At 68.8% G+C, this 25,174-nt stretch carries 23 protein-coding genes; 9 read left to right on the top strand and 14 right to left on the bottom strand.

Annotated elements, in window-relative coordinates; translation table 11 throughout:
- Positions 1-37: 37 nt before the first annotated feature.
- From ACIBQX_RS40635 to ACIBQX_RS40625, 3 genes are all read right to left on the bottom strand, one after another.
- Complete coding sequence (locus ACIBQX_RS40635; RefSeq protein ID WP_397014250.1) at positions 38-736, bottom strand: hypothetical protein; 699 nt, start codon at positions 734-736, stop codon at positions 38-40.
- A 122-nt stretch (positions 737-858) separates the two neighbouring features.
- Positions 859-2,004, bottom strand: coding sequence for a galactonate dehydratase (gene dgoD / locus ACIBQX_RS40630; protein ID WP_397014248.1), 1,146 nt, complete (start codon positions 2,002-2,004; stop codon positions 859-861).
- A complete protein-coding gene (locus ACIBQX_RS40625) occupies positions 2,001-2,732 on the bottom strand; it encodes an SDR family NAD(P)-dependent oxidoreductase (protein WP_397014246.1) in 732 nt (243 codons plus the stop codon). The genes dgoD and ACIBQX_RS40625 overlap by 4 nt, the downstream gene beginning before the upstream one ends.
- A gap of 124 nt (positions 2,733-2,856) precedes the next feature.
- Here ACIBQX_RS40625 and ACIBQX_RS40620 point away from each other — a divergent pair, with 124 nt between their 5' ends.
- The gene (locus tag ACIBQX_RS40620) at positions 2,857-3,720 is read left to right on the top strand and encodes a helix-turn-helix domain-containing protein (protein WP_397014244.1); all 864 of its coding nucleotides are present in this window, start codon (positions 2,857-2,859) and stop codon (positions 3,718-3,720) included.
- 6 nt (positions 3,721-3,726) lie between these two features.
- On the opposite strand, the gene ACIBQX_RS40615 is transcribed toward ACIBQX_RS40620, so the two are convergent.
- From ACIBQX_RS40615 to ACIBQX_RS40575, 9 genes are all read right to left on the bottom strand, one after another.
- Entirely contained in the window at positions 3,727-5,886 is a 2,160-nt protein-coding gene (locus ACIBQX_RS40615) for an alpha-galactosidase (RefSeq protein WP_397014242.1), read from the bottom strand.
- 10 nt (positions 5,887-5,896) lie between these two features.
- A complete protein-coding gene (locus ACIBQX_RS40610) occupies positions 5,897-6,754 on the bottom strand; it encodes a carbohydrate ABC transporter permease (protein WP_397014240.1) in 858 nt (285 codons plus the stop codon).
- Positions 6,747-7,682 carry a carbohydrate ABC transporter permease gene (locus tag ACIBQX_RS40605; RefSeq protein ID WP_397014238.1) on the bottom strand — a complete coding sequence of 312 codons (936 nt, stop codon included), beginning with the start codon at positions 7,680-7,682 and terminating at the stop codon, positions 6,747-6,749. Before ACIBQX_RS40605 ends, ACIBQX_RS40610 begins: the two co-directional genes overlap by 8 nt.
- Positions 7,679-8,923: an ABC transporter substrate-binding protein gene (locus ACIBQX_RS40600; protein WP_397014236.1), complete on the bottom strand. Its 1,245-nt coding sequence runs from the start codon at positions 8,921-8,923 to the stop codon at positions 7,679-7,681. The genes ACIBQX_RS40605 and ACIBQX_RS40600 overlap by 4 nt, the downstream gene beginning before the upstream one ends.
- 28 nt (positions 8,924-8,951) lie before the next feature.
- Entirely contained in the window at positions 8,952-11,534 is a 2,583-nt protein-coding gene (locus ACIBQX_RS40595; protein WP_397014234.1) for a glycoside hydrolase family 97 catalytic domain-containing protein, read from the bottom strand.
- A gap of 124 nt (positions 11,535-11,658) precedes the next feature.
- Positions 11,659-14,253, bottom strand: a complete 2,595-nt coding sequence (locus tag ACIBQX_RS40590; protein ID WP_397014232.1) for a glycoside hydrolase family 97 catalytic domain-containing protein — start codon at positions 14,251-14,253, stop codon at positions 11,659-11,661.
- Between the two features lie 240 nt (positions 14,254-14,493).
- Entirely contained in the window at positions 14,494-15,201 is a 708-nt protein-coding gene (locus ACIBQX_RS40585; protein WP_397014230.1) for an SDR family oxidoreductase, read from the bottom strand.
- Positions 15,202-15,459: 258 nt separating this feature from the next.
- Positions 15,460-15,960, bottom strand: a complete 501-nt coding sequence (locus ACIBQX_RS40580) for a lamin tail domain-containing protein (RefSeq protein ID WP_397014228.1) — start codon at positions 15,958-15,960, stop codon at positions 15,460-15,462.
- A 180-nt stretch (positions 15,961-16,140) separates the two neighbouring features.
- Positions 16,141-16,806 (bottom strand): TetR/AcrR family transcriptional regulator, encoded by a 666-nt coding sequence (locus ACIBQX_RS40575; RefSeq protein WP_397014226.1) that lies wholly within the window; start codon positions 16,804-16,806, stop codon positions 16,141-16,143.
- Positions 16,807-16,915: 109 nt separating this feature from the next.
- Between ACIBQX_RS40575 and ACIBQX_RS40570 the strand changes: the two genes are divergently transcribed.
- Positions 16,916-17,863, top strand: coding sequence for an SDR family NAD(P)-dependent oxidoreductase (locus tag ACIBQX_RS40570; protein ID WP_397014224.1), 948 nt, complete (start codon positions 16,916-16,918; stop codon positions 17,861-17,863).
- On the opposite strand, the gene ACIBQX_RS40565 is transcribed toward ACIBQX_RS40570, so the two are convergent.
- A complete protein-coding gene (locus tag ACIBQX_RS40565; RefSeq protein WP_397014222.1) occupies positions 17,815-18,294 on the bottom strand; it encodes a hypothetical protein in 480 nt (159 codons plus the stop codon). The genes ACIBQX_RS40570 and ACIBQX_RS40565 overlap by 49 nt on opposite strands.
- A 270-nt stretch (positions 18,295-18,564) precedes the next feature.
- Here ACIBQX_RS40565 and ACIBQX_RS40560 point away from each other — a divergent pair, with 270 nt between their 5' ends.
- From ACIBQX_RS40560 to ACIBQX_RS40535, 6 genes are all read left to right on the top strand, one after another.
- The gene (locus ACIBQX_RS40560) at positions 18,565-19,011 is read left to right on the top strand and encodes a nuclear transport factor 2 family protein (RefSeq protein WP_397014220.1); all 447 of its coding nucleotides are present in this window, start codon (positions 18,565-18,567) and stop codon (positions 19,009-19,011) included.
- 115 nt (positions 19,012-19,126) lie between these two features.
- Positions 19,127-19,720, top strand: a complete 594-nt coding sequence (locus tag ACIBQX_RS40555) for an LGFP repeat-containing protein (protein ID WP_397014218.1) — start codon at positions 19,127-19,129, stop codon at positions 19,718-19,720.
- A gap of 539 nt (positions 19,721-20,259) precedes the next feature.
- On the top strand, positions 20,260-22,062 hold the full coding sequence (locus ACIBQX_RS40550) for a hypothetical protein (RefSeq protein ID WP_397014216.1): 1,803 nt from the start codon (positions 20,260-20,262) through the stop codon (positions 22,060-22,062).
- Positions 22,059-22,613 carry a hypothetical protein gene (locus tag ACIBQX_RS40545; RefSeq protein WP_397014214.1) on the top strand — a complete coding sequence of 185 codons (555 nt, stop codon included), beginning with the start codon at positions 22,059-22,061 and terminating at the stop codon, positions 22,611-22,613. The genes ACIBQX_RS40550 and ACIBQX_RS40545 overlap by 4 nt, the downstream gene beginning before the upstream one ends.
- Positions 22,614-22,615: 2 nt before the next feature.
- On the top strand, positions 22,616-22,918 hold the full coding sequence (locus tag ACIBQX_RS40540) for a hypothetical protein (protein WP_397014213.1): 303 nt from the start codon (positions 22,616-22,618) through the stop codon (positions 22,916-22,918).
- Positions 22,919-23,096: 178 nt separating this feature from the next.
- Positions 23,097-24,131 (top strand): zinc-dependent alcohol dehydrogenase family protein, encoded by a 1,035-nt coding sequence (locus ACIBQX_RS40535; protein WP_397014211.1) that lies wholly within the window; start codon positions 23,097-23,099, stop codon positions 24,129-24,131.
- 7 nt (positions 24,132-24,138) lie between these two features.
- On the opposite strand, the gene ACIBQX_RS40530 is transcribed toward ACIBQX_RS40535, so the two are convergent.
- The gene (locus ACIBQX_RS40530) at positions 24,139-24,639 is read right to left on the bottom strand and encodes a MarR family winged helix-turn-helix transcriptional regulator (RefSeq protein ID WP_397014209.1); all 501 of its coding nucleotides are present in this window, start codon (positions 24,637-24,639) and stop codon (positions 24,139-24,141) included.
- A 92-nt stretch (positions 24,640-24,731) separates the two neighbouring features.
- Between ACIBQX_RS40530 and ACIBQX_RS40525 the strand changes: the two genes are divergently transcribed.
- Positions 24,732-25,154: a Rid family hydrolase gene (locus ACIBQX_RS40525; RefSeq protein ID WP_397014207.1), complete on the top strand. Its 423-nt coding sequence runs from the start codon at positions 24,732-24,734 to the stop codon at positions 25,152-25,154.
- Positions 25,155-25,174: the final 20 nt, after the last annotated feature.

Here is a 25,174-nt window from a genome sequence, read left to right as displayed (position 1 = left end):
GGCGGAATGTACGGTTCGCGCTTCGTCCAAGGGGTGTTCAGTCATCGCTCATCCGTTCTGCGGCCACTATCAGCCGCCACATCAACTCACCAGAGGCCGGGACCACCGCCGCGTCTCCCGGCCCCGCCTCTACCAGGTCGAATACCGCGCCCAGCATAGGCTCCACCCCGATACTGCGGTACGGCGCCTCCGCCGGGAAGCCGCCGAGGTTGCGCCACAGGGCAGTGGACACCGGCACTCCCTCGGGCGCCTCCACCCGCAAACGCAGCACGTCGGAACCGTCAACCACCTGGACGGCACCACACCGGAGCACGGCCCCGACCGCGCTGCCGTCACACGGACCGAACCGGTCGAGCGGCAGGCCCAGCGGGTCGGGCCAGCGCCCCTCCAGATAGCGGGCACCGGCCGGCCAGGGGTAGCCGAGCATCCCTGCGGCCTCGGGAAACACCCTCGTCGGAGTCGCCGGGGGAGCGATGAGCCGGGCATCGTCGCCAAGGTCGAGCAACGCATGCGCGGCCCACACGAACGAATACCCAGGATCGGCAGAAAGGCGATATTCGCCCACCACCGCCCCGCCCTCCTCAGTGATCCTGCGCCGCAGCGAGAAGTCCTTCCCCTGTACGAGGCTTTCGCCCGCCGAGCCGTTCCAGGGCCGACTCCATACGTCGCCGTGATCGGGCAGCCCGCGCACCGTGGGCAGGCACTCCTCCACTCCACCCACGTCAACGAACTCCACGCCGGGTACGACGGCAGCCCGAGCGGGATCGGGCCGCGCCCACAGCCACTCCCGCCCGCCGCCGGCCAACGAGGTCCACCTACCGCCGCACTCCAGGTCGAAACGGGCACGCAGCGGAACCGTCACCATTCGGCGAACCCCCCGTCGGCATGCCGCCACACCGGGTTCCGCCAGGCATGCCCGGCCTGATCCGCCCGCCGCACAGCCGCCTCATCGACCTCCACCCCGAGCCCCGCCCCGAGCGGCCGAGCGGCGTGCCCATCGGTGAACCGGAACACCTCAGGATCGATCAGGTAGTCGAGCAGATCGTCCCCCTGGTGGTAATGAATGCCGATCGAATGCTCCTGAATCAGAAAGTTCGGCGTAGCGAAGGCCACCTGCAGGCTGGCCGCGAGCGCGATAGGCCCGAGCGGACAGTGCGGCGCGAGCTGCGCATCCCACACCTCGGCCAGCGCCGCGATCCGCCGAGTCTCCGAGATCCCACCCGCATGCGACAGATCGGGCTGCACCACCGCGACCCCCGCCTCCAGCACCGGCCGGAAGTCCCACCGCGAGTACAACCGCTCCCCAGTAGCGATCGGAACGCTGCTACAGGTCACCACGTCCCGCAACACCTGCGGCCGATCAGGCAGCACAGGCTCCTCAGCGAACATCGGCTGAAACTCGGCGATGAGCGGCAGAATCCGCCGAGCCCCAGCAGCCGTGACCCGCCCATGAAAGTCGACGGCCACATCCCGCCCCGCCCCGAGCAACTCCCTGGCCAACGCCACCCGCTCAACAACCTGAGCCACATCGGCAGCACTGCCAAGAGCGGCCATCCGCCCCCCGGCGTTCATCTTGACGGCGGTGAACCCAGCCTCGACCCGAGCACTGATCTGCTCCGCAAGCTCCCCGGGCTCGTCACCCCCCACCCACGCGTACATCCGAGCCCGATCCCGCACCGGCCCCCCGAGCAGCACATGCACCGGAGCCCCGAACACCTTGCCCGCAATATCCCAAAGCGCCTGATCCAGCCCCGCGAGCGCACTGGAGAGCACCGGCCCGCCACGGTAGAACCCACCCTTGGCCATCACCTGCCAGTGATCCTCGATGCGCAGTGGGTCCCGCCCGATGAGGGACTCACCGAGCACCTGCACAGCAGTCCGTACGACCTCCGCCCGCCCCTCCACGACCGGCTCGCCCCACCCGACGACCCCGTCATCGGTCTCCACCCGGCAGAACAACCACCGGGGCGCCACCAGAAACGTCTCAATCCTGGCGATCTTCATGCCGAATCCTTCACAGCACTCCACCCACCGTCCACAACAAGACAGGCCCCGGTGACGTACGAGCTCTCCGCGCAGGCGAGAAAGGTCACCGCGGCCGCCACCTCCTCGGGCCGCCCGAACCGCGCGGCGGCGGTCCCGGCCACACTGCGCCGCCGGTCCTCCTCCCCGATGCCGTCCCAGGCGGGCGTGAGAATCGGCCCAGGCAGCACGGTGTTGACTCGAACTTCGGGCCCGTACTCGACGGCGAGCTGCCGCCCGAGCGACACCAGCCCGCCCTTGGCCGCGGCATACGCGGGATGCGCGGGCAGCCCGGCCAGAGCATGCACCGAGGAGCTGAGCACGATGGCCCCCGAGCTGTCCCGCAGCAGCCCGACACAGGCATGAACAGCCAGGTACGTCGCCGTGAGGTTGACCGCGAGCTGTCGATCCCAGTCGGCCTCGGCCAGCTCGTGCGCGGGAGCCCGGGTCACCACGCTGGCATTGCTGTGCAGCACGTCCAGCCGCCCGAACTCGGCCCGCGCCACCTCCGCGACCCGCCGCCAGGTCCGGGCATCGGCCACATCCCCGGTGATCACCAGCATCCCGGGCCGCTCGGCCACCTGCTCGGCCAGATCGACCGCGATCACCTGTGCGCCCTCAGCGAGAAACCGGTCCACCACCGCGGCGCCGATGCCGGAGGCGGTGCCGGTCACCACGGCCACCTTCCCGGCCAGCAATCCCCGTCCCATGATCTACATCCCCCAAAATGCCGCTAAGTCGTCGTTCACAGTCAACAGGCGAGGACCGGCCACGAGGAATGTCCATTGCGCGGCACCACCTGGACGATCCGACGGCATCTGCCATAATGAGCTGATGCCGATCCAGGAAGGCTTCCGTAACCAGCGCCTGACCGTCGTGCCACGCCGGGTCGTCGCCGAGGCGCACGCCCGCCCGGTGACCAGACGCCTCATGGTCACCGACTGCGGCTACTATCCGAACGCTGCGGACCATCTGATGACAAGGCCGAACGGCACCGAGGAGACCATTCTCATCCTCTGCGCGGCCGGCACCGGCTGGGCGAGCATCGGCGGCGCCCAGCACCGCGTAGGGTCCAACTCGGCCCTGGTGATCCCGCGCGGCCACCCGCACTCCTACGGCGCGTCCGCCGACACCCCCTGGACGATCTGGTGGTGTCACCTACGCGGCAGCGACCTGGCCGAGCTGGTCGACGAGATCGGCGCGAGCGCGTCCAGGCCGGTGATCCCCATCCGCCGTCTGGACCGGGCGGTCGCGCTGCTGGACGAGATCGTCGCCATCCTCGAACGCGACCATTCACCGGCCAGCCTGATGGGGGCGGCCGGCGCGGCGTGGAAGCTGCTCACGCAGATCGTCGTCGACCGCGCCATGCCGGCCCCCGGCGACCCGTTGCAGCGGGCGATGGCCTACCTCGCCAAGCGCCTGGACAGCACGGTCCGGGTCGCCGATCTGGCGGCGCTGGTCGGCGTCTCCCCGTCCCATCTGAGCGCGATGTTCCGGCGCGCGACCGGGGGAGGGGTGCTCGCGCACCACACGGCACTGCGGATGGCCCAGGCCCGTCACCTGCTCGACACGACGGACGCGACCGTCGCCACGATCGCCCGCGAAGTCGGCTACCCCGACCCGTTCTACTTCTCCCGCCACTTCAAGCGCATGCACGAATCCAGCCCCACCGAGTACCGCAACCGCGCCAAGGGCTGAGTTCGGTCACGAACCCGCCGGTGGGCTGACGACGCGGATCAGCACCGACCGGTCGACGTCCAGCGACGGTGCCTCAACCCCGACGAGCCGCAGCACCCGCCCAGGCAGGGTGACACCGTCGCGTTGCCACGGCGGCAGCACCATGCTCGGCGGCGAACCCGGATACACAGCTGAAACGGTGTACACCAGGTCGTCGTCCAGCCCAGGCAGCCGAATCCGCCCGGGCGGCCAGGTCGCCGACCGCTCCACGACGCTGAACGCGTACAGCGCCTCGCTCCGATCATCCGCCACGACACCCTCAAGCCGCAGCCCGGCGTCGGCGAGGTCGGCGTGCACCACCGCACCCGAGTGCAGCAACGCCCGATGCTCCTTGTGGAACGCGATCCACCGCGCGACCGCCCCCCGGGCCTCGTCATCCATGGTGAGCAGGTTCACCTCGACGCCGAGGTGCCCCCACAGCGCCTTTTCCGCGCGGTAGTCGAGCGGATGCGTCCGATGGGTGGTGTGCGTCTCCTCGGCTCCGATGTGCGTGCCCTGCATCTCCGGCGGCACCAGCAGCCCGGTCCACCGCTGGATCTCCAGCCGCTCATGCGGATCGTTGCAGTCACTCGGCCACAACCGGTCGGCGTACTCCAGCACCCCCAGGTCGATCCGCCCGCCACCACTGGCACACGACTCGATCTCCAGCCCCGGATGCGCCGCCTTGAGCTCCGCCATCAGCCGATACACCTGCAGAACCTGCCGACGCACCCCCGCCCGCCCATCGGCCCCATGCCCGGCGTCGGTCAGGTACCGGTTGTGATCCCACTTGATGTAGTCGATCCCCAGCGAACCGACCAGCGCGCTCATCCGTTCCAGCAGATAGCGATAAGCACCGGGATGCCCGAGGTCGAGCACATGCTGGTAGCGGGAGGACGGCCCAGGCCCGTGCCCGGCGTCGAAAACCCACTCAGGATGTACGCGAGCCAACGCGGAGTCCAGGTTCACCATCTCCGGCTCGAACCACAGCCCGAACTCCATCCCGAGCTCGCGCACCCGGGCGACCAGCGGCTCAAGCCCGTCCGGCCACACAGCCGGGTCAACGCTCCAGTCACCCAGTGAGCTGGTGTCATCCCGCCGCCCCAGGAACCACCCGTCGTCCAGCACGAACCGCTCGGCCCCGGCCTCCGCCCCACGCTCGGCGAGCGCGACCAGAGTCGCCAGGTCGTGCCGGAAGTAGACGGCCTCCCAGGTGTTCAGCACCACAGGCCGGGGCGAGCGAGGATGCGAGGGCCGCGACCGAAGCCACCGGTGGAACCGCGAGGCCAGCTCGTCCAGCCCCACTCCCCAGGACCCGTACTGCCACGGGCTCTGGTAGGACTCGCCCTGCCCCAGCACCACCTCGTCCGCGAGTAACACCTCTCCCGCCGCCAGGTGCCTGGTCCCGGCGGGGGTCCGCTCGGCGGCGAGCACCTGGTTCCCGCTCCAGGCCAGATGGGTGGCCCACACCGCCCCCTCCCGGAACCCGAACCCCTCCTCACCGGCCACCAGCAGCAGCGTGTGCTCCAGGCCCGGCTTGCCGCCGCGCGAGGCCCGTACCCACTCCCCGACGTGGAACGGCCGCCGCTGCGGCACCCGTTCGAGCGCCCACCGCCCGGTCAGGTCGAGGATCTCCGACGCCTCCTGCGGCACCGGCAGGGCCAGCTCAAGACCGCCGACCCGGTACGGCGAAGCGCCGTCGTTGGTGATCCGGGCCCGCTGGCGTACCAGCCCGCCGGCGGCGAGGACCTGGATCTCGATGTCGGCGGTCAGGCCGTACTCCGGGTCGCGCGCCGTACAGCGCAGCACGGGCCCGTCGTCGAGCCGGTACGTCGCGTGCCGGAACTTCGGCGCCCAGCGGCGGCCGTCGCTGTCGCCGACCAGTCCGGGCCGCCCGAGCCAGCCCTCGGCCAGCTGCGGGAGGACGGGGACGGGCTGCGGGTAGGTGACCGCGCTGTCGCCGATGGCCGGGAGCGCGGCCCGGTGCAGGTCCGCCAGGGCGTCGTCCCCCAGCGGGCCGAGGTCCGCTCCCCAGTGCAGGATGCGCGGGAGCCGGCCGCCGTCGACGGCGACGACGACGCTGGTGCCTCCCGCGCGCAGATGAACCGGTGTACGCAGTTCCACCGCTTCGTCGATTGTGTCCGTCACTGTCTTCCCCTCATCCCTTGAGGCCGCTGTTCGCGATGCCCGCGAAGAACTGCCGCTGCAGCAGTAGAAAGACGATCACCAGCGGGATGGAGCAGACGAACGCCCCCGCCATCAACGTCGGGTAGTCCGTACCGAATTGTCCCTGCAGCCCCGCGAGGCCGACCGGCAGCGGCCGGTTCTCCCCTGAAGGTGAGACGATCAGCGGCCAGAGCAGGTCGTTCCACGAGTAGAGGCCGGTCAGCACGGCGAGCGCGGCGAGCATCGGCCTGGCCATCGGCAGCATGACGTACCAGAACACCTGGAAGGTGTTGGCGCCGTCGAGCCGCGCCGCCTCCTCGTACCCCTTCGGCATGGTCATGAAGGCCTGACGCATCAGGAAGGTGCCGAACGCCGAGAACAGGCCGGGGATGGCGAGCGCCGGCAGGGTGTCCAGCAGCCCCAGGTCGCGGATCAGCCCGTACTGCCCGATCAGGAACAGCTGGCTCGGCACCATCAGCATGACGATGAACACCCCGAACAGCGCGTCACGCCCCCGGAACCGCATGCGGGCGAAGGCGTACCCGGCGAGCGCCGCCACCGCGAGCTGGCCCCCGACCCGCAGCACCAGCGCGCCGACCGACACCCCGAACATCGACCAGAACGGCACGGTCGTGAAGAACGTGGCGAACGAGCCCAGGCCGAGGCTCTCCGGCAGCATCGTCGGCGGGACCCTGGTCGCCTCGGCCGCCGACTTGAACAGGGTGAGGATCTGCCAGACGAACGGCACCACCATGATGACGACCGCGACGATGAGAATGACGTGGATCGGCCAGGTCGTACGCCCACGCCGCCGACGGCGCGGGCGGGGACGGGCGGCGGTCTCAGCCATAGAACACCCACGATTTCTGAAGGCGGAACTGCAGAGCCGTGGCGACCATGATCACCATGAGCAGCACGATCGCGATCGCGGCGCCGTAACCCTGGTCGAACTGCACGAACGCCTTCTCGTAGAACAGGTACACGATCGTCTTGGAGTCGGCGAGGGCCGTGTTGTTCACCCCGCGCAACATGACGAAGATCAGGTCGAACATCTGCAGGGCGGCGATCACGTTCAGGATCGTCACGAAGAAGATGCTCGGGCTGAGCAGCGGCACGGTGATGTGCCAGAACTGCCGTACGCGGCCCGCGCCGTCGAGTGCGGAGGCCTCGTACAGCTCCTTCGGGATGGCCTGGAGTCCGGCGCCGAGGATGATCAGGTTGATGCCGAGGCCCATCCAGATGCCGGCCACGCCGAAGGCGTAGATCGTGAACCGGGCGTCGGCCACCCAGTACTGGCCGGCCACGCCGAACCACGACAGCACCGTGTTCAGCAGGCCGAAGTCGCCGTTGTAGATGAACCGCCAGACCATGCCGATCGCCACCGGCAGAGTGACCACCGGCAGGAAGAACAGCACCCGGTAGACCGTGCGCCCCCGGCCGACCTGCTCGATCAGCGCCGCCAGCATGATGGACAGGGGGATGCCGAGCAGGATGATCGCCGTGTAGAGGGCGGAGTTGCCGAACGCCTTCCAGACGTCCGCATCACCGATCAGGGTCGCGTAGTTGTCCAGTCCCACGAAGGTGGCGGGGCCGAACGCCGGCACGTCCTGGAAGCTCTTGATCATGGTGGACAGGAACGGCCACAGGTAGAGGGCCGCCAGCCCGATCAGCGCGGGGGCGATGAACGCGGCCGCCCACCAGCCGCCCGGCTCGCTGACACGGGCGCGGCGGCCGGCCGGCCGCCGCGCCCGCACGGGCTTCGTGGTCGTGACCGTCATTGCTTCGCGAGAACCTTGTCGACGGCCGCCTGATACTCCTGGGCCGCCTCCTGTACGGGCTTCTTGCCGTCCCACGCGGGAGCCAGGTGCTCGGCGGCCAGGCCCTGCCACTCCGCCGTGTTCCCGGCGATCGGCAGCGGCACGCCGTACTCGATGGCGTCGATGAACACCTGCAGCTTGAACTCGGGCATCGAGTCCAGCCACGGCTGCTGCGTCCCCTGGTACGCGGGCAGCACCGTGCCGGTGGCGGCCTGGATCTCGGCGGCCTTGGTCCCGCCCAGGAAGGCCAGGAACTTCTTCAGCTCCTCGGGATGCTTGGTGCCCGCGTACCCGGCGTTGCCGATGCCGCTGGTCACGGTCGCGCGCTTGACGCCCTGCGGCAGCGGCGCGACGTCGACCTTGCCCTTCAGCGCGGGGCTGTTGTGGAAGCGGAAGGCCCAGTACGCGCCGGAGAAGTACATGGCGACCTTCTGGTTCTCGAACATCGAGACGGCCTCGGTGTCCGACAGCTGCTTCAGCGTCGGCGACGAGCCGGCCGCCTGCAGGTCGGTCCAAAACTTCAGGCCCGCGACACTCGCCGGGCTCGCGAAGTCCGAGGCGGTGCCGCCGGCTTTGATGATCTGGCCGCCGGCCTGCAGGATCGTGTTGTAGTAGCCGCCCTGCGGGTCGATCGGCGCGGCGATGCCCCACACGCCCTTGGCCTTGTCGGTCAGCTTTTCGGCGGCGTCCTGCGCGTCCTGCCAGGTCCAGGTGTCGTCCGGGTAGGGGACCTTCGCGGCGTCGAACAGCGCCTTGTTGTACCAGATGCCGTTGGTGTCGAAGTCCTTCGGCAGGGCGAAGGTCTTGCCCTCGTAGGTGTAGGCGTCGGTGACGGCCTTGGGGTAGACGCTCATGTCCAGGCCGGTGTCCGACAGGTCCAGCAGCTGGCCGCCCTTGGCGTACTCGCGGAAGTGGTCGGCGAGCATCCAGAACGCGTCCGGCGCGGTTCCGCCCGCGGCGCCGACCTGCAGCGTCGACCAGTACTCCGTCCAGGGCAGCGTCTGGACCTTGACGGTGATGTTCGGGTTCGCCTTCTGGAACTCCGCGGCGATCTGCTCCATCGCGGGAGTCTGGTCCTCGCTCCAGTTGGCGTAGGTGAGCGTGACCTTCTCGTTCGGGCCGGACCCTGTCTCGCCGGCGCAGGCCGTGAGCAGCGTCGCCGCCGTGGCCATCGCCAGGGCCGCCTTCCACGTGCTTTTCATGGTGTTCCTCTGGTCGTGCTGTGCGTTGTCATCGGCTGGTGGATGTGACGTGCAGGGCCGGGCCGACCCAGTCGACGTGCACGCCGTGGTCGTCCGGGGTGGCCGCCTCGCTGCGCAGGCACAGGGTCTGGACATCCCGGACGTTCACGGTGAAGTCCGTGGCGGGCTTGCCGGCCTCGACGACGGCGGTGAACAGCTCGCGGCCGTCGCCGACGACGCCGACCCTGGCGCTGCCGGTCGACTCGTCGTCCACTCCCACCGCGCCGGTGAACGTCTCCGCGTGCCCGCCGAGGTGGAAGTGCGCTTCCGAGTACGGCGCCGTACCGAGGCCGCGGTCGTAGCCCTGGCCCGCCACCCGCATGGGGCGGCCGTCGCCGGGGTTGCCCGCGCCGTTCGATTGGTCGCGCTCGACGGGGCCGTCCTCGTTGACGAAGGCGACCATCGGCAGGTCCGACAGGGCGTGGCGGCCGGGCTCCAACGGTCGCACGACCCGCGCGTGCGCCACGACGGGCACCCGCCCATCGCCGTCCCGCTCGACCGTCACCACCCCCAGCCGCCCGGTCCCCAGCGAGGGGGCGGGCCGAACGGCCCAGCGGACCTCGCCCGCGCGGTCGGTTGGGTCGATGCGGTCGGCTGACCAGCCGGGGGGAAGGCGCAGCTGGGCATCGGCGTCGGTCGTGATCGTCGCGGTTCCGTCAGCGCCGACCTCGGCGACGGCCGGGTGTACGGTCGGCGCGGTATGACGCGGCCGGGGCGTGGCCCGGAACAGGTCGGTGCCGGCCGGCGCCACGATGGCGACGAAACCGCCGTCGCGCGCAACCTCGACGTCGATCGCCTCCCCGGCGATCGTGGCGGTCTCCGCGAGTCCGGTCGCGGCAGTCTCCGCCAGTCCGGTCGCGGCTGTCTCGCCCGTCGTGGCCGTCTGCGCGGCGCGGGTCGCGGGGAACTCGTCGGTCGCCGCAGATTCCGGCGGGTCGCCGACGATCCACACCTGGGCGTCCGGTGACAGTCCAAGGGCGTCGAGTGGTACGTGGATCGTGCGGCGGGCACCGGTGGCGATGCCGCCCACGAACCAGCGGTCGCCGGCGCGGCGGGCCAGGACCGCGTGGCTGTCGGGGTCGCCCGTCAGCAGGATCGTCTCCTCCCAGCTCGGCGCCAGCTCCGCCAGGAACCGGGCCGCGAGCGGGCGGCTCACGTACGCGTCCACGTGGTCGGCGAAGTGGGTGATCCCGCATTCGAACGCCACCGACAACCCCAGCTCGTGCCCGTCGCTGGTCGTACGGTTCGGGGCGCCGAACGCGACCGGGGTGGCGTCCATGCCGCCGACGATGTTGCGGGTGAACGGCTGGATGACGTTGTGCGCGGCGGTGAGCGCCTGGTCCTCGAAGAACACGTAGTACTCGGCGCCCCGGATCGCTTCGTACCCGATCACCTGCGGGAACGTCCGCCCCCACCCGCGCGGGATCACCGAGCCGTGGAAGTTGACCATGAGCCCGAGCCGGGCCGTCTCCGTGAGGATCGTGTCGTACCAGCGGTACCGGTCCTTCGACTCCGACTCCATGAAGTCGACCTTGATCCCGGCGACGCCACAGGACCGCCAGAGCGCCAGCTTGCGGAGGGCTTCCGGGCTGTTCAGGTCGCGCCAGATCGTCCACAGATGTACCTGGATGCCCCGGCTGCTGGCGTAGGAGACGATCTCCGGCACCCAGGTCTCCTCCCACCCGCAGTCGATGAGCAGGTGCTCCCACCCCAGGGCGGCGGCCACGTCGACGAAGTGGCGCTGCTTGGCGAGCTGCGCGCCCGAGTAGAAGTCCGACCACCACGACCAGGCGCCCCGCCCAGGCCGGACCCAGTCCGCCTCCTCCAGCTCGGGGGAGGCCGCGGGCGCGAGCTCGTCCACGAGCAGCGACGACACCAGCTCTGCCAATGTCCCGACGAGGAGGACCCGCCACGGCGTGACGACACCGCGAGTGACCTCCACGCTGTCGTCGGCGAGGACGAACCGCAACGTCAGCCCGCCGTCCGTGCCGTCCGCGTCGGGTTCGCCCGTCTCGACGTGTGCTCCGGAGAACCGGCCGTCGATCCCCGATTCGGTGATCAGCAGGTGCGTCGTCGCGTCCAGCCGGGCCAGGTACGGCAACCCGTACGCGCCGCTCGGCAACTCGCCGCCGTCGGCCCCGAAGCGGGGCGTCTCGTACCAGGTCTGGTAGTCGAGCACCCAGCTCCGCACCCCGGCGGGCAGCGCGACGGCGGTCCGGTCGCCGGTGACGCGGGCGGTCCCGTCCAGCGCGGGCAGGGCGTAGCGGATCGCCACGCCGTCCCGCGCCACCCGGAGGATCACCTGCCAGGCGACGCCGGCCTCGCGGAAGTCGTACACGATCTCACGATGCTCGTAGCCGTGCTCGCTGACCGCCTTGCCCGAGCGGGCGCGGAACCGGTCCCGGATCGTCCGCTCCGACCCGCGTACGAGCTCCGCGTCCGTCCCCAGTCGCCGGCCGTCGAGCTCCAGCCCGAGCGGGACCACCAGGACGTCCGCACCCTGCCGGGTGACGGTCAGCCGCACTCCCGTGCCGGGGTTCTCGACCTGGGCGTCGATTTCTCTGTCGGTCACCACGTTCTCCACATCGATGACGCTATCGGGCGGTTAATCCTCTTTGACATGGGCTTTCACAGGGAGGGCATGGACGATCCGACGGTGCGGGCGGCACCGCGTCGCGCCGCCCACACCACTCGGGTCACAGCACCAGGTCGACCGAGTCGACGGTTACGTCGGAGGCCTTCTCGAGGACGATCGTGTTCGCGCCGGACTTCAGCGGCAGCCCGACGGTCACGGTCGCGGGCGTGTCGGCGCCGCCCGTCGCGTGCAGCGGTACGGTGACGGCCGATCCGCCGTTCACCGCCACCTTGATCGAGCCGGCGGTCGCGGACGCGTAGTGGATCCGCACTGTCTTGTTGCCGGGCGAGACGGCGTCGACGGGCACCTTGAGCGATCCCCCGGACACCCCTGCGCCGCCTTCGCACCCCGAGCACCGCGCCACGTGGGCGCCGCCCTGGCGGGTGTTGGCCGGCGCCTCGGCCTGCACCGTGCGCGCGATCGTCAGCGCGTCGACGTCGGGGGTGTAGTCGTCTTCGTTCAGGAAGGTGATGGTGTTCGCGCCCGCGTTGAGCGGCACGTCGAGCGACCACTTGCCGACGTGCTCCCAGCCGCCGGAGTCCTTCAGGTTCTCCGTCGAGACGGTGGCGCCGTTGACCCGTATCTCGAACGACCGCGGGTCGCCCGAGGTGTAGGTGAAGGTCAGCCGGTGCTCGCCCGCGGTCGCGGCCAGCACGTCGTTGAACCGTACCGAACCGCTGAACCCGAGACCGCCGGCCTTCTTCCCGCCGGAGCATCCCTTGCAGTCGTGGATCACCGCCGAACCGCTGAACGTGTTGGACGCGCTCTCCGCCTCGTACCGCGTGTCCCCCGACCCGATCGCCGGCAGCGGGGTCTTCGACAGGTGCACGGAGACCCCACCGGTGGCGATCATCGGCAGCGAGAGCGTGGTCGCCTTCGTGACGCTCCGGGTGGACGTGGTGAGCCGTCCCGAGCCGTCGTCGGCGAAGATCGTCGCGGTGTACGTACCCGCGTCGAGGAACGTCAGCGGAACCGTCGCGGTCCTGGCCGGCGACGTCATCGCGCCGACGAACCAGTCACCGCCGGAGCGCCGGGCGACCGTGATGTGATCTCCGGGGAACCCTTCGACGACCTTCGTCTCGTCCCACGTCGTCGGCAGCGCGCGCATCAGGTGACGGCCGTCCCACTGCTCGTACGCCGCCGCCGAGTCCGCGTAGTTGACCATCGCGGAGGTGTACACGACGGCCTGCGCCAGCGTGTGCCCCTGCGTGAGGATCGACGCGTTCTCCGAGATCATCGCCGGCGTGTAGTCCATGCCGCCGAGCATGTTCCGGATGAACGGGTAGGTGACGTCCTGGCGGGCCGTCGTGGGCGGCGGGTACAGGTAGTGCTCGGTCCCGGCCACCGCCTCCGTGGTCACCAGCCACGGCCAGGTACGGTTCTCGCCGCCCGGCTTGGTGTTGCCATGGAAGGTGATCATCATCTCGTGGTCACCCGCGGCCTTGCCGATCGACTGGTACCAGCCCATCGCCTCCAGCGAGTCCTTGAGGAAGAAGTCCACCTTGAGACCCTTGATGCCGTACCCCTTGTGCTCGGCCATCAGCGCGTCCGCGACGGCCGGATCGGCGAACGGCTCGGCGTTCACCCAGGCGAACATGTCCACCCCGTGCCGTTTCGCGTACTCCGCGATGGCCGGCAGGTCCTTCGTCCGGTCGTAGCAGCAGTCCATGGTCACGTACTCGAAGCCCATCGACTCGGCGAAGTCCACGTACTCCTTCTGCTTGTCGAGGTCGGCGGCGCTGTCCCCGTCGGCGTACCAGGACCACGCGGCCCGCCCCGGGCGCACCCAGGAGGCGTCGGTCGTCGCGGGCGGGTTCAGGTGCTGCACCAGGTCCGAGTTGTAGAGCGGGTCCACGCCCTTCGCGATGATCGCCACCCGCCACGGCGTCTGGAACGGGTACGTCGCCGAGACCGGGAACGCCTGGTCCGGCGTCCGCCTGAGGCTCAGCAGCCCGTCGCCGGCGCCGCTGCCCGCCAGCAGGGACGGCACGTAGGAGGCGTTCGCGTTCACCACCTCGGCCTCGGTGAGCACGGTGAAGTAGGCGTTGTCGTCGATCGACGCCAGCAGCGGCATGGTGAGGTCGGTGGCGGAGTTCAGCTGGGCGGCGTCGCGGTAGGTGTAGTCCTGCTCGTAGTTCCCGTTCCAGGGGGCGGCCCAGCCGCCGGTCGTCGCCGGCAGACGCCACCCGCTGACCTCGTCCGTGATCGACACCGCGCCGCTGCCCGGCAGCCGGTAGCGGTAGGCGACGCCGTCGTCGTAGGCCCGGATCACCAGCTCCAGCTGTTGTCCCGCTTTGGCGTACGTCAGCACCAGCTCGTGCGCGTGGTCGCGGTAGGACGGCTTGGTGCCGGCGGGCAGTTCGTACGTCGTGTCGATCTCCCTGCGGGACTCCGTCACGAACTCCAGCCCGGAGCGCAGGTCGACTGCCGAGGTGGCGATGCCCAGGGGCGAGTCCCCGAAGATCGAGGTGCTCCCCGCCGTCACCGCGAAGGTCAGCGCTCCCTGGGGCTGCTCGGTGACGGTGACGGCGAGCTGCCCGTCCGGCGAGCTCACGGCGCGGGTCGTCAGCGCCAGCGCGGGGGGAGCGGTGAGGAGGCTGAGGAGTAACGCGGACAGGATCAGCACGGCGGCCAGGGGGCCGGTTCGATGCGGCATTGCGCCTCCGGTGAGAACGAGGGCTGGACTTCACGAGGGGGGATCCGCTCAGGTGAAGTAACTATGAGCCCAGCCCGGAGGCGGTGAGAATGGTGGAACCGGTGGACTGACTGGACGATCCGACTATCCGTCGCAGGCCAAGCCGACGATGCCGAAGCCGGCCTCGGCATCGAGTGAGACATCCGGTGGGGAGGGTCTGTGTCCTCCCCACCGGCCTCCCGTCGTCAGCTCGTCAGCTCGTCAGCTCGCCAGGGACTGGCCGTAGAACTCGAGCGGATCGCGGGACAGGGACGCCTTGACGTGGGCGCTCCAGTCGTCGATGACGACCTCCAGCTTGCCGGCCTCGACAGCGTCGAGCGTCGCGCGGACCACGTCGGCCGGGTCGGCCTTGGGGCCGTCGGCGCCGGCCGCCATGTCGGTGTCGGCCAGACCCAGGTGTACACCGGTCACCAGCGTCTTCTGCTGGGCGAGTTCGAGTCGCACGCCGTTGGTGAGGCTCCACGCGGCGGCCTTGGCGGTGCCGTAGGAGTTGGCGCCGTCGTAGGAGAACCACGACAGCGCGGAGAGCATGTTGACGATCGCGCCGCCGCCGTTGGCGCCGAGCACCGGGGCGAAGGCCCGGATCATGCCGAGAGTGCCGTAGAAGTGGGTGTCCATCTCCAGCCGGATCTTGTCCAGGTCACCGGTGACGAGGTTGGTGAAGGTCGCGATGCCGGCATTGTTGACCAGCAGGTCGACGTCGGTCGCGACCGAGGCCGCGGCGGCGATCGACGCCGGGTCGGTGATGTCGAGCCGCAGCGTCTCGACACCGGGGATGTCGATGGACTCGGGGGTGCGCGCGGTCGCGTACACCTTGCTCGCGCCCTGCTCAAGCAGCAGCCGGGCGAAGTGCCGCCCGATGCCGCGGTTGGCGCCGGTGACGAGTGCGACAGAACCGGAAATCTTCATGTTTTCTCCCTGGTAGGACCTGCCGCAACGCTAAATCCTGACATTGATGTGAGAGGCAAGCCCTGTGAGCAGGGTCACTGGAAGGGCGGGTACATGCGTATCGGAGAGTTGGCCGAGAAAACGGGGTGAGCGTGCGAAGTCGATCGGTACCGGCCCGGGTCAAGCAGCCGCGAGGGCCGGGGGTGCATGCGCAGCCGGCCAGCCGCTGTCCGTCCGGCCCTCGGCGAGCACCGGGGGCCGGATGTGCGTGGGCCGAGGTCAGCAGATCTTGTAGTCGTCCCGCGACGAGTTGTACGAGCAGGAGTCCACCAGCTTGCCGGCCACGTTCCGCAGGTACGCGGTGTCCGAGCTCTGGTTCCAGATGTAGGCGAAGGTCCCGCCGCCACTCCTGCCCCAGTAGCGAACGGTGGAGGTGTTCTTGCCCCGGCCGGTCCGTAAGGTGACCGTCTTCCCGGCCTTGAGGGTGAACGCGCCGAACGTGTAGACGTGGTCAGATCGGCTCGTCTTGTCGCGCATGGTCCAGCCCCTGAGGCTGACGGCCTTCTTGGTCATGTTCTTGAGCTGGACGTACTCGCCGTTCAGGCTGTTGTTCTGCCCGCTGTCGGGCGAGCCGGGGGAGTCGTAGTCGATCTTGGTGATCTGGACGGCCGGGGCTGCCGCGTGGGCCGGCGGGGAGACGGCGACGACCACGCCGGCGGCCAGCACGGCGGCTGTCAGGAGAGATCGAACACGCGGAGAAACTCCAGGAGTGGAAGACATGATGAGAATGGACCATATTGCCGCGCTGAATATGGACCGTTCCTGTATCGATTCGGCCTCTGACAGATTCACACCGACGCGGCCGACGAGTATCTCGTCAAGTGAGGCTTGTCGAGTCCCATGGTCCACCGTCCGGGCGCGAGAAATACAGAGGTTCGGGCCTGTCCAGCGCAACGCGGGTCAGCGGCGGGGGAGCACGCCCAGGAGGGTTGCGGTCAGGGCCTGCTTCAAGGAGTCCTTCAGCTCCAAGTGGAAGCGGGCCAGGTCGGGCTCGGCCTGGTAGGCGGCCTGCAGGCTGGGCGGGGGTGTGCTGTACGCCGACAGCGCGCCGGCCATGACCATGGTTTGCAGGCTGAACAGTGTTGCGTTCTCGCCCAGCTCCGGCAGGTACTTCTGGATCAGGGCGGTCATGGTTGTCAGGCGGTCCAGGGAGGCGCGCTTGTAGCGTGCTACGACCTCGACGGAGACGTTGTGCTCCAGGACGCTGCCCTGTGCGCCGAAAAGGTCGCACAGCACCACTCGGCCGGAGAGTGAGCGGCTGAGGATCTCGGCCACCGCTGCCGCTCGCTCCGCCATGGGGAGGTTTTCGTCGATGCCGGCGGCCAACTCGCCTGCCAGTTCCGTCAGCCACTCCTGCAAAAAGTGGTCCAGCAGTGCGAGCAGCACCGCCTCGCGGGACTCGAAGTAGCGCAGCACGTTCGGCTTCGCCAGGCCTACCCGGCGGCTGAGCTCGTTCAGGGTGACCGCGGCCACGGGCATCTCGTCGAGCATCGCCGACGCCATGTCGAGGATCGCCCGTCGGCGGATCTCCCGCTGCTCTTCAGTTCGCGCCCGCTGGAACGTCACGATCGCCAGCCTAACTTAAGTACCTCCGGTACGTTGACAACGTACCGGAAGTACTTTAACGTCGTCGGTACAAGATACCTTCGGTACGTTAGTTAGTTGGGAGCCTGACATGAGCGTGAAGTGGACGACGGCGAACATCCCGGACCAGCGCGGGCGGGTGGCCGTGGTGACCGGGGCCAACACCGGACTGGGGTACGAGACCGCCAAGGCGCTCGCCGAGCGCGGGGCGTCCGTGGTGCTCGCCGTGCGCAACGTCGAGAAGGGCGAGCAGGCCGCGGCCCGCATGAACGGCGACGTGACCGTACAGGCGCTGGACCTGACCTCGCTCGACTCCGTCCGCACCGCGGCGGCGGCGCTGCGATCCCGGCTCGACCGGCTCGACCTGCTGATCAACAACGCCGGCGTGATGTACACCCCGAAGCAGACCACCCGGGACGGCTTCGAGATGCAGTTCGGCACCAACCACCTCGGCCACTTCGCGCTCACCGGGCTGCTGCTGGACCTGATGCTGCCGGTGCCCGGCTCGCGCGTGGTGACGGTCAGCAGCACCGGCCACCGCATCCGGGCCGCGATCCACTTCGACGACCTGCAGTGGGAACGGTCGTACAGCCGGGTCGCCGCCTATGGACAGTCCAAGCTGGCCAACCTGATGTTCACGTACGAGCTGCAGCGCCGGCTCGCCACGCACGGCACCACCGTCGCGGTGGCCGCGCACCCCGGCATGTCCAGCACCGAGCTCGCCCGCAACACCCCCGCGGCCCTCCGGCTTCCGCTCACCTGGCTCGCGCCGCTGATCACCCAGACGCCGGCGATGGGCGCGCTGCCGACCCTGCGCGCCGCCACCGACCCCGCCGCGCTCGGCGGCCAGTACTACGGTCCCGGCGGACGCAACGAGATCATGGGCCACCCCCGGCTGGTCACCTCCAGCCCGGAGTCGTACGAGATAGCCGTCCAGCAGCGGCTGTGGGCCGTCTCCGAAGACCTCACCGGGGTGAAGTTCCCCGTCGTTCAGCCCAAGCAGAGCCCGTTTCCCTCCGGATCGGCCATCACGATGTAGGCCGCGCTGGCAGGAGGCGCCGGCTCGTCGCCGCCGGGGAGCAGTTGCTCCGGTGCGCCGGCAGCACGCAAGCGGGCGGGAGCGTGGCGTACCAGCCAGGCGGTCAGCTCCGCGCGCTGGGCTTGCTCGTCATTCCGGGTGTGCCAGGGAAACTGGTTCTCCAGCAGGTCGGGCCCCCAGCGAGCGACGATCTCGGCCAGCCGCCGGTCGGCCACCGGGTCGCTCAGCGACTCCCAGGCGTCGAGCCAGGGCGCGAGCGTACCGGACGCCTCGACGCACAGCGTGAGCACTTCGTACGCGGGTACGGCGATATCGGGCGTGGTGAGGCTGTGCTCCCACCATGAGTGCAGAAACCCCCGAACGGCGGCGGCCTGCTCGGCAGGCCACTGCTGCCAATCACCGAAAGCGAGCGAGCGACCCACCTCGCTCATGTCGCCAATCGGCTCCACCCAGCCCTTGAAGGGTGTCCACCCTGCGAAACTCCGGCAGCCGACGCCAGCCGAAGATCACGACCTTACCGGCCCTGAGGCGCGTCGTCATGGGGATATCGCTGCCGCGTGGCCTCACCTTTCGAGGGGCTGCGTCGTCGTACTGCTGAGACGAACGCCGGGGAACCCATGAACATCGCGCCTTCGTAGCCTGGGGCCGCTTCGGGTCCATCACCGGCTGGCCGGATGTTCGATGGGACAAGGGGAGCACTGATGAGCAATTTTCAGGACATCGCTGATCGCGTTGAGATCGAGGCGCTGCGCGGCGAGTTCACCGACGCCGGGATGATGCGCGACTACGACCGATTCGCGGCGCTGTTCACCCCGGACGGCGTGTGGCGGATCCCCGACGCCAACGTCGACTTCGGCAGCCGGGAGGAGATCCGCGCCGGGATCGAGCGACTGCAGAGCCTCTGGGAGTACTTCGTGCAGAACACGCACCCCGGCACCATCCAGGTTGACGGCGACACCGCGATCGGCCGCGCATACGTCGCGGAGTTCGGCCGCTTCCGCGACGGAAGCTCGCACCAGAACTACTCCATCTACCACGACCGGTACCAGCGAACCTCGGACGGCTGGAGGTTCGCGGAGCGCGTCTACGAGGTCAGATACACCGACGACACTCCGCTGGCGGGCACGGCGTCCGGGAGTCTGCACTGATCGAGCGGGGGCGGCGGAAAGCGTCCGGCAAGTGGGCCGCAATCCGCCGTCGCCCCCTTTCAAGTGGTTCGTATTACACAGAGTGCGGAAACCAACACCGGAAAGGATCACTCCGATGCCGCACAAGCGCACCCTCCTCGGCCTCGTCACCGCTCTCGGCACGGCCGCCACGGCCCTCACGATCGGCGCCGCCCCCGCGAGCGCCGCCGCCTGCGACCCCGCCCTGGTGGCGCCGGCCGGCAGCCTCGTCGGCGACCTGTGGCGCTCCAACGGCGGCGAGCGGAGCGTCTACGGCTGCCCGACCACCAAGGAGTACGGCTACGCCAACCAGCGCGGCTCGTACCAGACCTTCCGCAACGGCAAGATCGTCTGGTCCCCGAACCTCGGCGGCGGCACGCTGGTCCGCGCCTACTACACCAAAGGCAAGGCCGTCTTCCGCTGGAGCGGCCTCGGGCGCGACTGGGACTTCTTCAACGTCCGCTGGAGCGTCGACGGCGGCAAGGCCACCCAGGTGAAAGTCGCCCGGCTGACCCCGTGGAGCGGTGCCTACTCCATCGACCCCACGTGCGACGGCGACACCTGCATCACCTCCAACGGCCACGGCGGGCTCGTCAGGGCCGCCTTCGTCGTCCAGGGCTGCGACCGGGGCACCTTCAGCTCCGACTGCGGCCCCTGGAGCATCGCGACCTCCGTCAAGGTCCCCTACTGACGCGCAGTAATGCGCATTCCGAGCCGTCTGATATTACGCGAGTCTAATTCCGGTTGTTTATAGAGACGCGTAGAGCGTTTACCCGGGATTGGCCGGTGTGCTTGACTCCTGCCTTATAACCCACATCCTCGGGGGAGTGGCCATGGGGAGTTCGCCGACCTCGCGTTCCCGGACGCGAACCCCAAGAGCGATTTTCCCGTACATCCTGGCGACGGCGCGTCCCCAAAGCCAGGAATGACCATGCTATTACGCTACGAGCCTCCATCGAGGCGGCGCGCTGGGATCGGAATCAGGCCGGTTGTTCGCGTCGGCGGAGGCGCATCATGAGCCACCCGGTACCCGACGCCCTCCCAACCCCACCGCCACAGGCTAAGTCCGACCAGCCCCCAGGGAACTACGCCCAGCCAACCCCCACCCCGTTACCGACGCCGGGCCGGCCCTCTGACCAGCCCACACCGCCACCAGCGCAGACCACAGCAAAACCATCCCTGACACCCGCCCCTCCTAACTGGAACTACTCCGGCATCACCCCTGCGGAAATGGACCGTTTCGAGCGTGACCTCGGCAGGGTCGAGTCCACGATCCGTGCTCACGAGCCACGCATCCGGGAGGCTCTGAGCCGGCTTGATTTCGACGTCTCCGCCCTGGCGGCTCTTCGCGAGATGGGCAACTTCATCAGCTCCAAACGCCCAGAGTTACGCCGGCGCAATACGACCGTCCAGTCGCTGACCACAACGTGGGGTGCCGATGCCGCCGGCATGGTCCCCTTCGACGAGGCCCTCTACAACCGCTCATCCAGCGACACCGACGTCTACGCCGCCGCGAATCGCCTGGCCGAAACCGCGAAAACCGGCAAGATCGACAAGAAGGTCCTCTCGGAGTTGGAGAGACGGATTGGCGATCCCGCTTTCGCCACGATGCTCATGCACGCGCTGGGCCCGACCACGTACCGGGCTGTCATGGCCAGAACAGTGAGGGGTGACAAGGAGCTCCACCGTCTCCAGGTCGCGCTCAGCAAGGCTCTCGGTACGGCCAGCCCTCGGTTGGATGCCGGCTGGCGCGAGGAGTTCATCGCCGTCTCCAAACCCTCGGATCACGAGGCCCTCGCCAAGGCGATCAAGTACGGCTCGTTCGACGCGGGTTTCCTGCTGCAGGCGGCCAGGGCCATCGACGCCCACGATCGTAAAACACCGGCTCAGGGCGGAACGGTCTTACGTGATTTCCACCAGGACCCGATAGTGGACATGATGACGGCACTGGCCCGCAACCCCGCCGTCGCCCAGGACTTCTTCGCCAAGGACCCTACGGCCCTCAAACACTTCCTCCTCGAACGGCCCACAATGAACGGCAAGGAAGTGGTGGGCAAGGCGGTGGAGGCGGCCACCACAGTCTTCAGAGACCGCGACGGCACGGAGCAGAATCCGTCCCGCGGTTTCTTATCAGCCAAACTAGCCTCGGAGTTCGTCGAGTTGCAGCGTGAGCGGATCAACAAGGGCGGTGAATCGGCCATTCCGGCCAGCACGACCGCGCTCATCCTTGCCGCCTATATTCCTGATGTCGCCTACGTCTCGAAGAAATCAGGGCTCAGCGGGGCTCGCGTGCGCACCATCAACCCCGCGCACTGGCCGCCGAACGAGCCGTGGGGTGCGCAGTTACGCACAGAAGACGTACGGGTGGTCATGGAGGAGGCGTTCGAGGAAGACCCGAAGAACGTTTCGATGCTGATGGCAGCCCAAACCGTGTGGTCAAAGAGACTGCTCGACCACAGTGCCGCGAGCGGCGACCGCAAGAGCTTCGTAGCCGCTGCGAAGGAGGCGGGCGCAGGGTTCGGCCTGATCACCGACGCGACGGGGCTCGCTCGTATAGCTGAGGGCCAGAAATTGGATGCAGCCCAGGAGCGGAAGATGAAGGAGATCATGGCGGTGGTCAACACCGGGCTGGCGATTCCGCAGAAGGTCGGGTGGCCCATTACAGCCGGCGTCGTGGGCGCCTGGACCAGCCTGATCGAGGACAGCGCCAAGACCGAGGTCAACCAAAACCAGGCGACGTACGAAGCAAACATGACGAAGGCCAGCTCAGAGTTCCTGGCGACCCAACTCATGGCCCAGGCCATGTTCGACCACGGGCTCTTCGGCCAGGAGACTCGCCGTTCCCTGGGCTTTCTCAAAGCCGACGGGACCTTGATGACGCTGGGGGAGATGACACCTGAGAACGCTACCCAGCATCCGCACTTCGACGCCTACGAGCAGTGGGCGGAGGACGACCACGAGGGCACGATATGGAAGGAAACGAAAAGGGAGCTGGTCGATGCCTACGACCGCGCCTTCAGCGAGCACAAATGAGAATTGCCACCGCTCTGGGCCTGGCTCTGGTGCTGGCTGGTTGCACAAGCACCCAGAAGCCTCCCGTTGACAGGACACCGCTGCCGGCAGTCGCCGCGCCTCCCTACATCTGCGACCACATTCCACTGCACGCTGTGGAGTTGATGACGGGCGTGCGCCAACCGATTGCGCGCGGTGATTTCGACCTTGAATTCGGCGATGGGGTGGGCGTGGGCGGATGTGCCATCTACCAGCCGACGGGCAGGAAGAAGCTGATCGACGTCGACCTGACTCCTGAAGGCGGAGAGGAGTGGGTCAAGGCCCAGATCAAAGCCGGGGACAAGCCGCTGCCCGAGATCGTCCCCGGCGGGATCGGCTTCTACACCCAAGGCGGAACGGTTGAGAAGAACCAGGCAGGTGCCGTGCTGGTGAGAGGAGAGGCGCAGCTGTTCGTCGGAATGTCGAAGGGAGTGGAAGGACGGGACAGCGCGGCCGATGTGATCGCGTTGATGAAGCTGATCGCCCCCAAACTGATCACTGACGCGAGCGCTCCCCGTACTGCGAAGGACTGACCATGGCGGCTCTGGTGTCCAATCCCCTGCACGAGGCTCTGCGCAACGCCTTGCGCGTGGTCGAGCCGCTGATCGAGGAGATCGACGGCGGCATCGAGACGCCCTACCGGCAGTTCCAGAGCGGAACCGTGTGGACCGGGCCGACGGCGAAGCTGTTCGGAGACCAGTTCGCCCAGCTGCGATCCCGCGTGCGGGCGTCGGAGGACAGGATCGTCGGGGAGTTGCGGGCGGCGCTGGGCCGTACACCGATCGAGGTGACCGAGGAGGAGGCAGCAGCGATCAAGAGGAGGTACGGGCTGCCCTGAGAACGCCGTAACAGCCCTTCGGAGAGGCGACTGCGCCGACGTGGGCGGGCGGGTTCCTTGCCAGCCGGCCTGATGGGCATATTTACCGATAACGGGCCTCGACCAGGTACACCGGTCACCCAGCCTCGACCGGCCGTGGGTAGTCCAACGATGACTACCCGAAGGACGGAAGGCTCTCATGCGTGCAACCTTGATCTACGGCGCCGGCGACGTGCGCGTGGAGGACGTGCCCGACCCGGTCCTGCGGGAGCCCACCGACGCCTTGGTACGCGTGCTCCGCTCGTGCATCTGTGGCAGCGACCTGTGGCCGTACAAGTCCCGGCCGGCCACCGAGGAGGGTGAGCGGATCGGGCACGAGTTCCTCGGCGTCGTGGAGGACCTCGGCGGGCAGGTGTCCGGGCTGCGGCGCGGGGACGTCGTGCTGGCGCCGTTCGTCTGGTCGGACAACACCTGCGACTTCTGCCGCGAGGGCCTGCAGACCTCCTGCCGGCACGGCGGCCTGTGGGGGGCCGACGGCGTGGACGGCGGTCAGGGCGAGGCCGTACGCGTCCCGCAGGCCCAGGGGACGCTGGTCAAGCTGCCCGTCGGCGAGGATTCCGAGCTGCTGCCGTCTCTGCTCACCCTGTCGGACGTGTTCTGCACCGGCCACCACAGCGCCGTGACCGCCGGCGTCGACCAGGGCGCGTCGGTGACGGTGATCGGCGACGGCGCGGTGGGACTGTCGGCGGTCCTGGCCGCCAGACGGCTGGGCGCCGAGCAGATCATCCTCATGGGCCGCCACCGGGAGCGTACTCAGCTGGGCCGCGACTTCGGCGCCACGGACATCGTCGCCGACCGCGGCGAGGAGGGCATCGAGCGGGTACGGGAGCTGACCGGTGGCGACGGCACCCGCACCGTGCTGGAGTGCGTCGGCACCAGGCAGGCGATCGAGACGGCGTTCGCCGTGGCCCGCGACGGCGGCACGATCAGCCGGGTGGGCGCTCCCCAGTACGAGGAGATGCCGATGGGCTTCGGCGAGTTCTTCCGCAACCTCACCGTCACCGGCGGCGTCGCCCCGGCCCGCGCCTACATCGAGGAGCTGCTGCCCGAGGTCCTGGACGGCACCCTGGAGCCGGGCCGCGTGTTCGACCGTGCGGTCACCCTGGAGCAGGTGCCCGACGGCTACCGTGCGATGAACGACCGCGCCGCCCTGAAGGTCCTCATCGAGCCCTGATGTAATGCTAGGCCAGGTCGACGGGCCGTACCCGCAGCTTGGCGGCGATGCGCGCCAGCGCCTGCTGGTCGGCGGCGGTGAGCGGGTCGAGCACGAACTGCCGCACCGCGCGCACGTGTGTGGGCGCGGCGGCGGCCACCACCTCGAAGCCGAGGTCGGTGAGGGCGGCGATGGTGTAGCGGCCGTCGTCGGGGTCGGGCGAACGCTCCACCCAGCCCCGCTGCTCGAACCGCTTGACGACGTTGGACAGGCGCGAGAGGGAGCCGTTGGCCAGGTAGGCGAGCTCGCTCATCCGCAGGCGGCGCTCCGGGGCCTCGGAGATGTGGCTGAGCGTCAGGTACTCGAACAGGGTCAGGCCGGACTCCTGCTGCAGCGGCGACTCCAGCCGCCCCGGCAGCAGGAGGACCAGGGAGACCAGCCCGGTCCAGGCATCCTTCTCGTCCGAGGTCAGCCACAACGTCTCCTCGGGAGAATTCCCACCGGGGTTCGGGGTCGCGGCGATGGCCATGGGTTCACCCTACCGAGCGTTCGTGACTTTACGCGTGAAGTGAAAGCCTGATACGTTCACTTCAAGCATGAAGTCAACCTGAGGGGATCGGCATGAGTGAGCCGGAGTTCTTCGCCACACCTGGATACGGCGAGACACAGCTAGCCAACATGCACTACAGCCAGGCGGTTCGAGTCGGCGACCGCGTCGAGACCTCGGGTCAAGGCGGATGGGACGATGACTGGAACTTCCCCGAGTCCCTCGAGGACGAGATCGTTCAGGCCTTCGAAAACGTCGAACGAACCCTCGCCGAGGCCGGCGCCACCTGGCGTGACGTCATCGCCGTGAACTCGTACCACATCCCCACTTCCGCCGACTTCATCGGTGAGGTCCACAACCGCGTCATGGTGGAGCAGTTCCGCAAGCGCATGGGCGACCGCGCACCCATCTGGACCGAGACCGGCGTGCCGGTCCTCGGCGCCCCGAACATGCGCGTCGAGATCCGGGTCACCGCCATCACCGGCCACGGAGACTGACCGGCCCACCACATGTCCGC

Origin of the sequence: Nonomuraea sp. NPDC049714, assembly GCF_044465295.1 — a bacterium.
Taxonomy (GTDB): domain Bacteria; phylum Actinomycetota; class Actinomycetes; order Streptosporangiales; family Streptosporangiaceae; genus Nonomuraea.
This window is presented reverse-complemented; position numbering and strand designations above follow the sequence as displayed.

Coding starts and splice junctions, on each gene's coding strand:
- dgoD (WP_397014248.1), bottom strand. CDS start 2,004: ATGAAGATCGCCAGGATTGAGACGTTTCTGGTGGCGCCCCGGTGGTTG.
- ACIBQX_RS40625 (WP_397014246.1), bottom strand. CDS start 2,732: ATGGGACGGGGATTGCTGGCCGGGAAGGTGGCCGTGGTGACCGGCACC.
- ACIBQX_RS40620 (WP_397014244.1), top strand. CDS start 2,857: ATGCCGATCCAGGAAGGCTTCCGTAACCAGCGCCTGACCGTCGTGCCA.
- ACIBQX_RS40610 (WP_397014240.1), bottom strand. CDS start 6,754: ATGGCTGAGACCGCCGCCCGTCCCCGCCCGCGCCGTCGGCGGCGTGGG.
- ACIBQX_RS40605 (WP_397014238.1), bottom strand. CDS start 7,682: ATGACGGTCACGACCACGAAGCCCGTGCGGGCGCGGCGGCCGGCCGGC.
- ACIBQX_RS40600 (WP_397014236.1), bottom strand. CDS start 8,923: ATGAAAAGCACGTGGAAGGCGGCCCTGGCGATGGCCACGGCGGCGACG.
- ACIBQX_RS40590 (WP_397014232.1), bottom strand. CDS start 14,253: ATGCCGCATCGAACCGGCCCCCTGGCCGCCGTGCTGATCCTGTCCGCG.
- ACIBQX_RS40585 (WP_397014230.1), bottom strand. CDS start 15,201: ATGAAGATTTCCGGTTCTGTCGCACTCGTCACCGGCGCCAACCGCGGC.
- ACIBQX_RS40580 (WP_397014228.1), bottom strand. CDS start 15,960: ATGTCTTCCACTCCTGGAGTTTCTCCGCGTGTTCGATCTCTCCTGACA.
- ACIBQX_RS40570 (WP_397014224.1), top strand. CDS start 16,916: ATGAGCGTGAAGTGGACGACGGCGAACATCCCGGACCAGCGCGGGCGG.
- ACIBQX_RS40565 (WP_397014222.1), bottom strand. CDS start 18,294: ATGAGCGAGGTGGGTCGCTCGCTCGCTTTCGGTGATTGGCAGCAGTGG.
- ACIBQX_RS40560 (WP_397014220.1), top strand. CDS start 18,565: ATGAGCAATTTTCAGGACATCGCTGATCGCGTTGAGATCGAGGCGCTG.
- ACIBQX_RS40555 (WP_397014218.1), top strand. CDS start 19,127: ATGCCGCACAAGCGCACCCTCCTCGGCCTCGTCACCGCTCTCGGCACG.
- ACIBQX_RS40550 (WP_397014216.1), top strand. CDS start 20,260: ATGGACCGTTTCGAGCGTGACCTCGGCAGGGTCGAGTCCACGATCCGT.
- ACIBQX_RS40545 (WP_397014214.1), top strand. CDS start 22,059: ATGAGAATTGCCACCGCTCTGGGCCTGGCTCTGGTGCTGGCTGGTTGC.
- ACIBQX_RS40540 (WP_397014213.1), top strand. CDS start 22,616: ATGGCGGCTCTGGTGTCCAATCCCCTGCACGAGGCTCTGCGCAACGCC.
- ACIBQX_RS40535 (WP_397014211.1), top strand. CDS start 23,097: ATGCGTGCAACCTTGATCTACGGCGCCGGCGACGTGCGCGTGGAGGAC.
- ACIBQX_RS40530 (WP_397014209.1), bottom strand. CDS start 24,639: ATGGCCATCGCCGCGACCCCGAACCCCGGTGGGAATTCTCCCGAGGAG.
- ACIBQX_RS40525 (WP_397014207.1), top strand. CDS start 24,732: ATGAGTGAGCCGGAGTTCTTCGCCACACCTGGATACGGCGAGACACAG.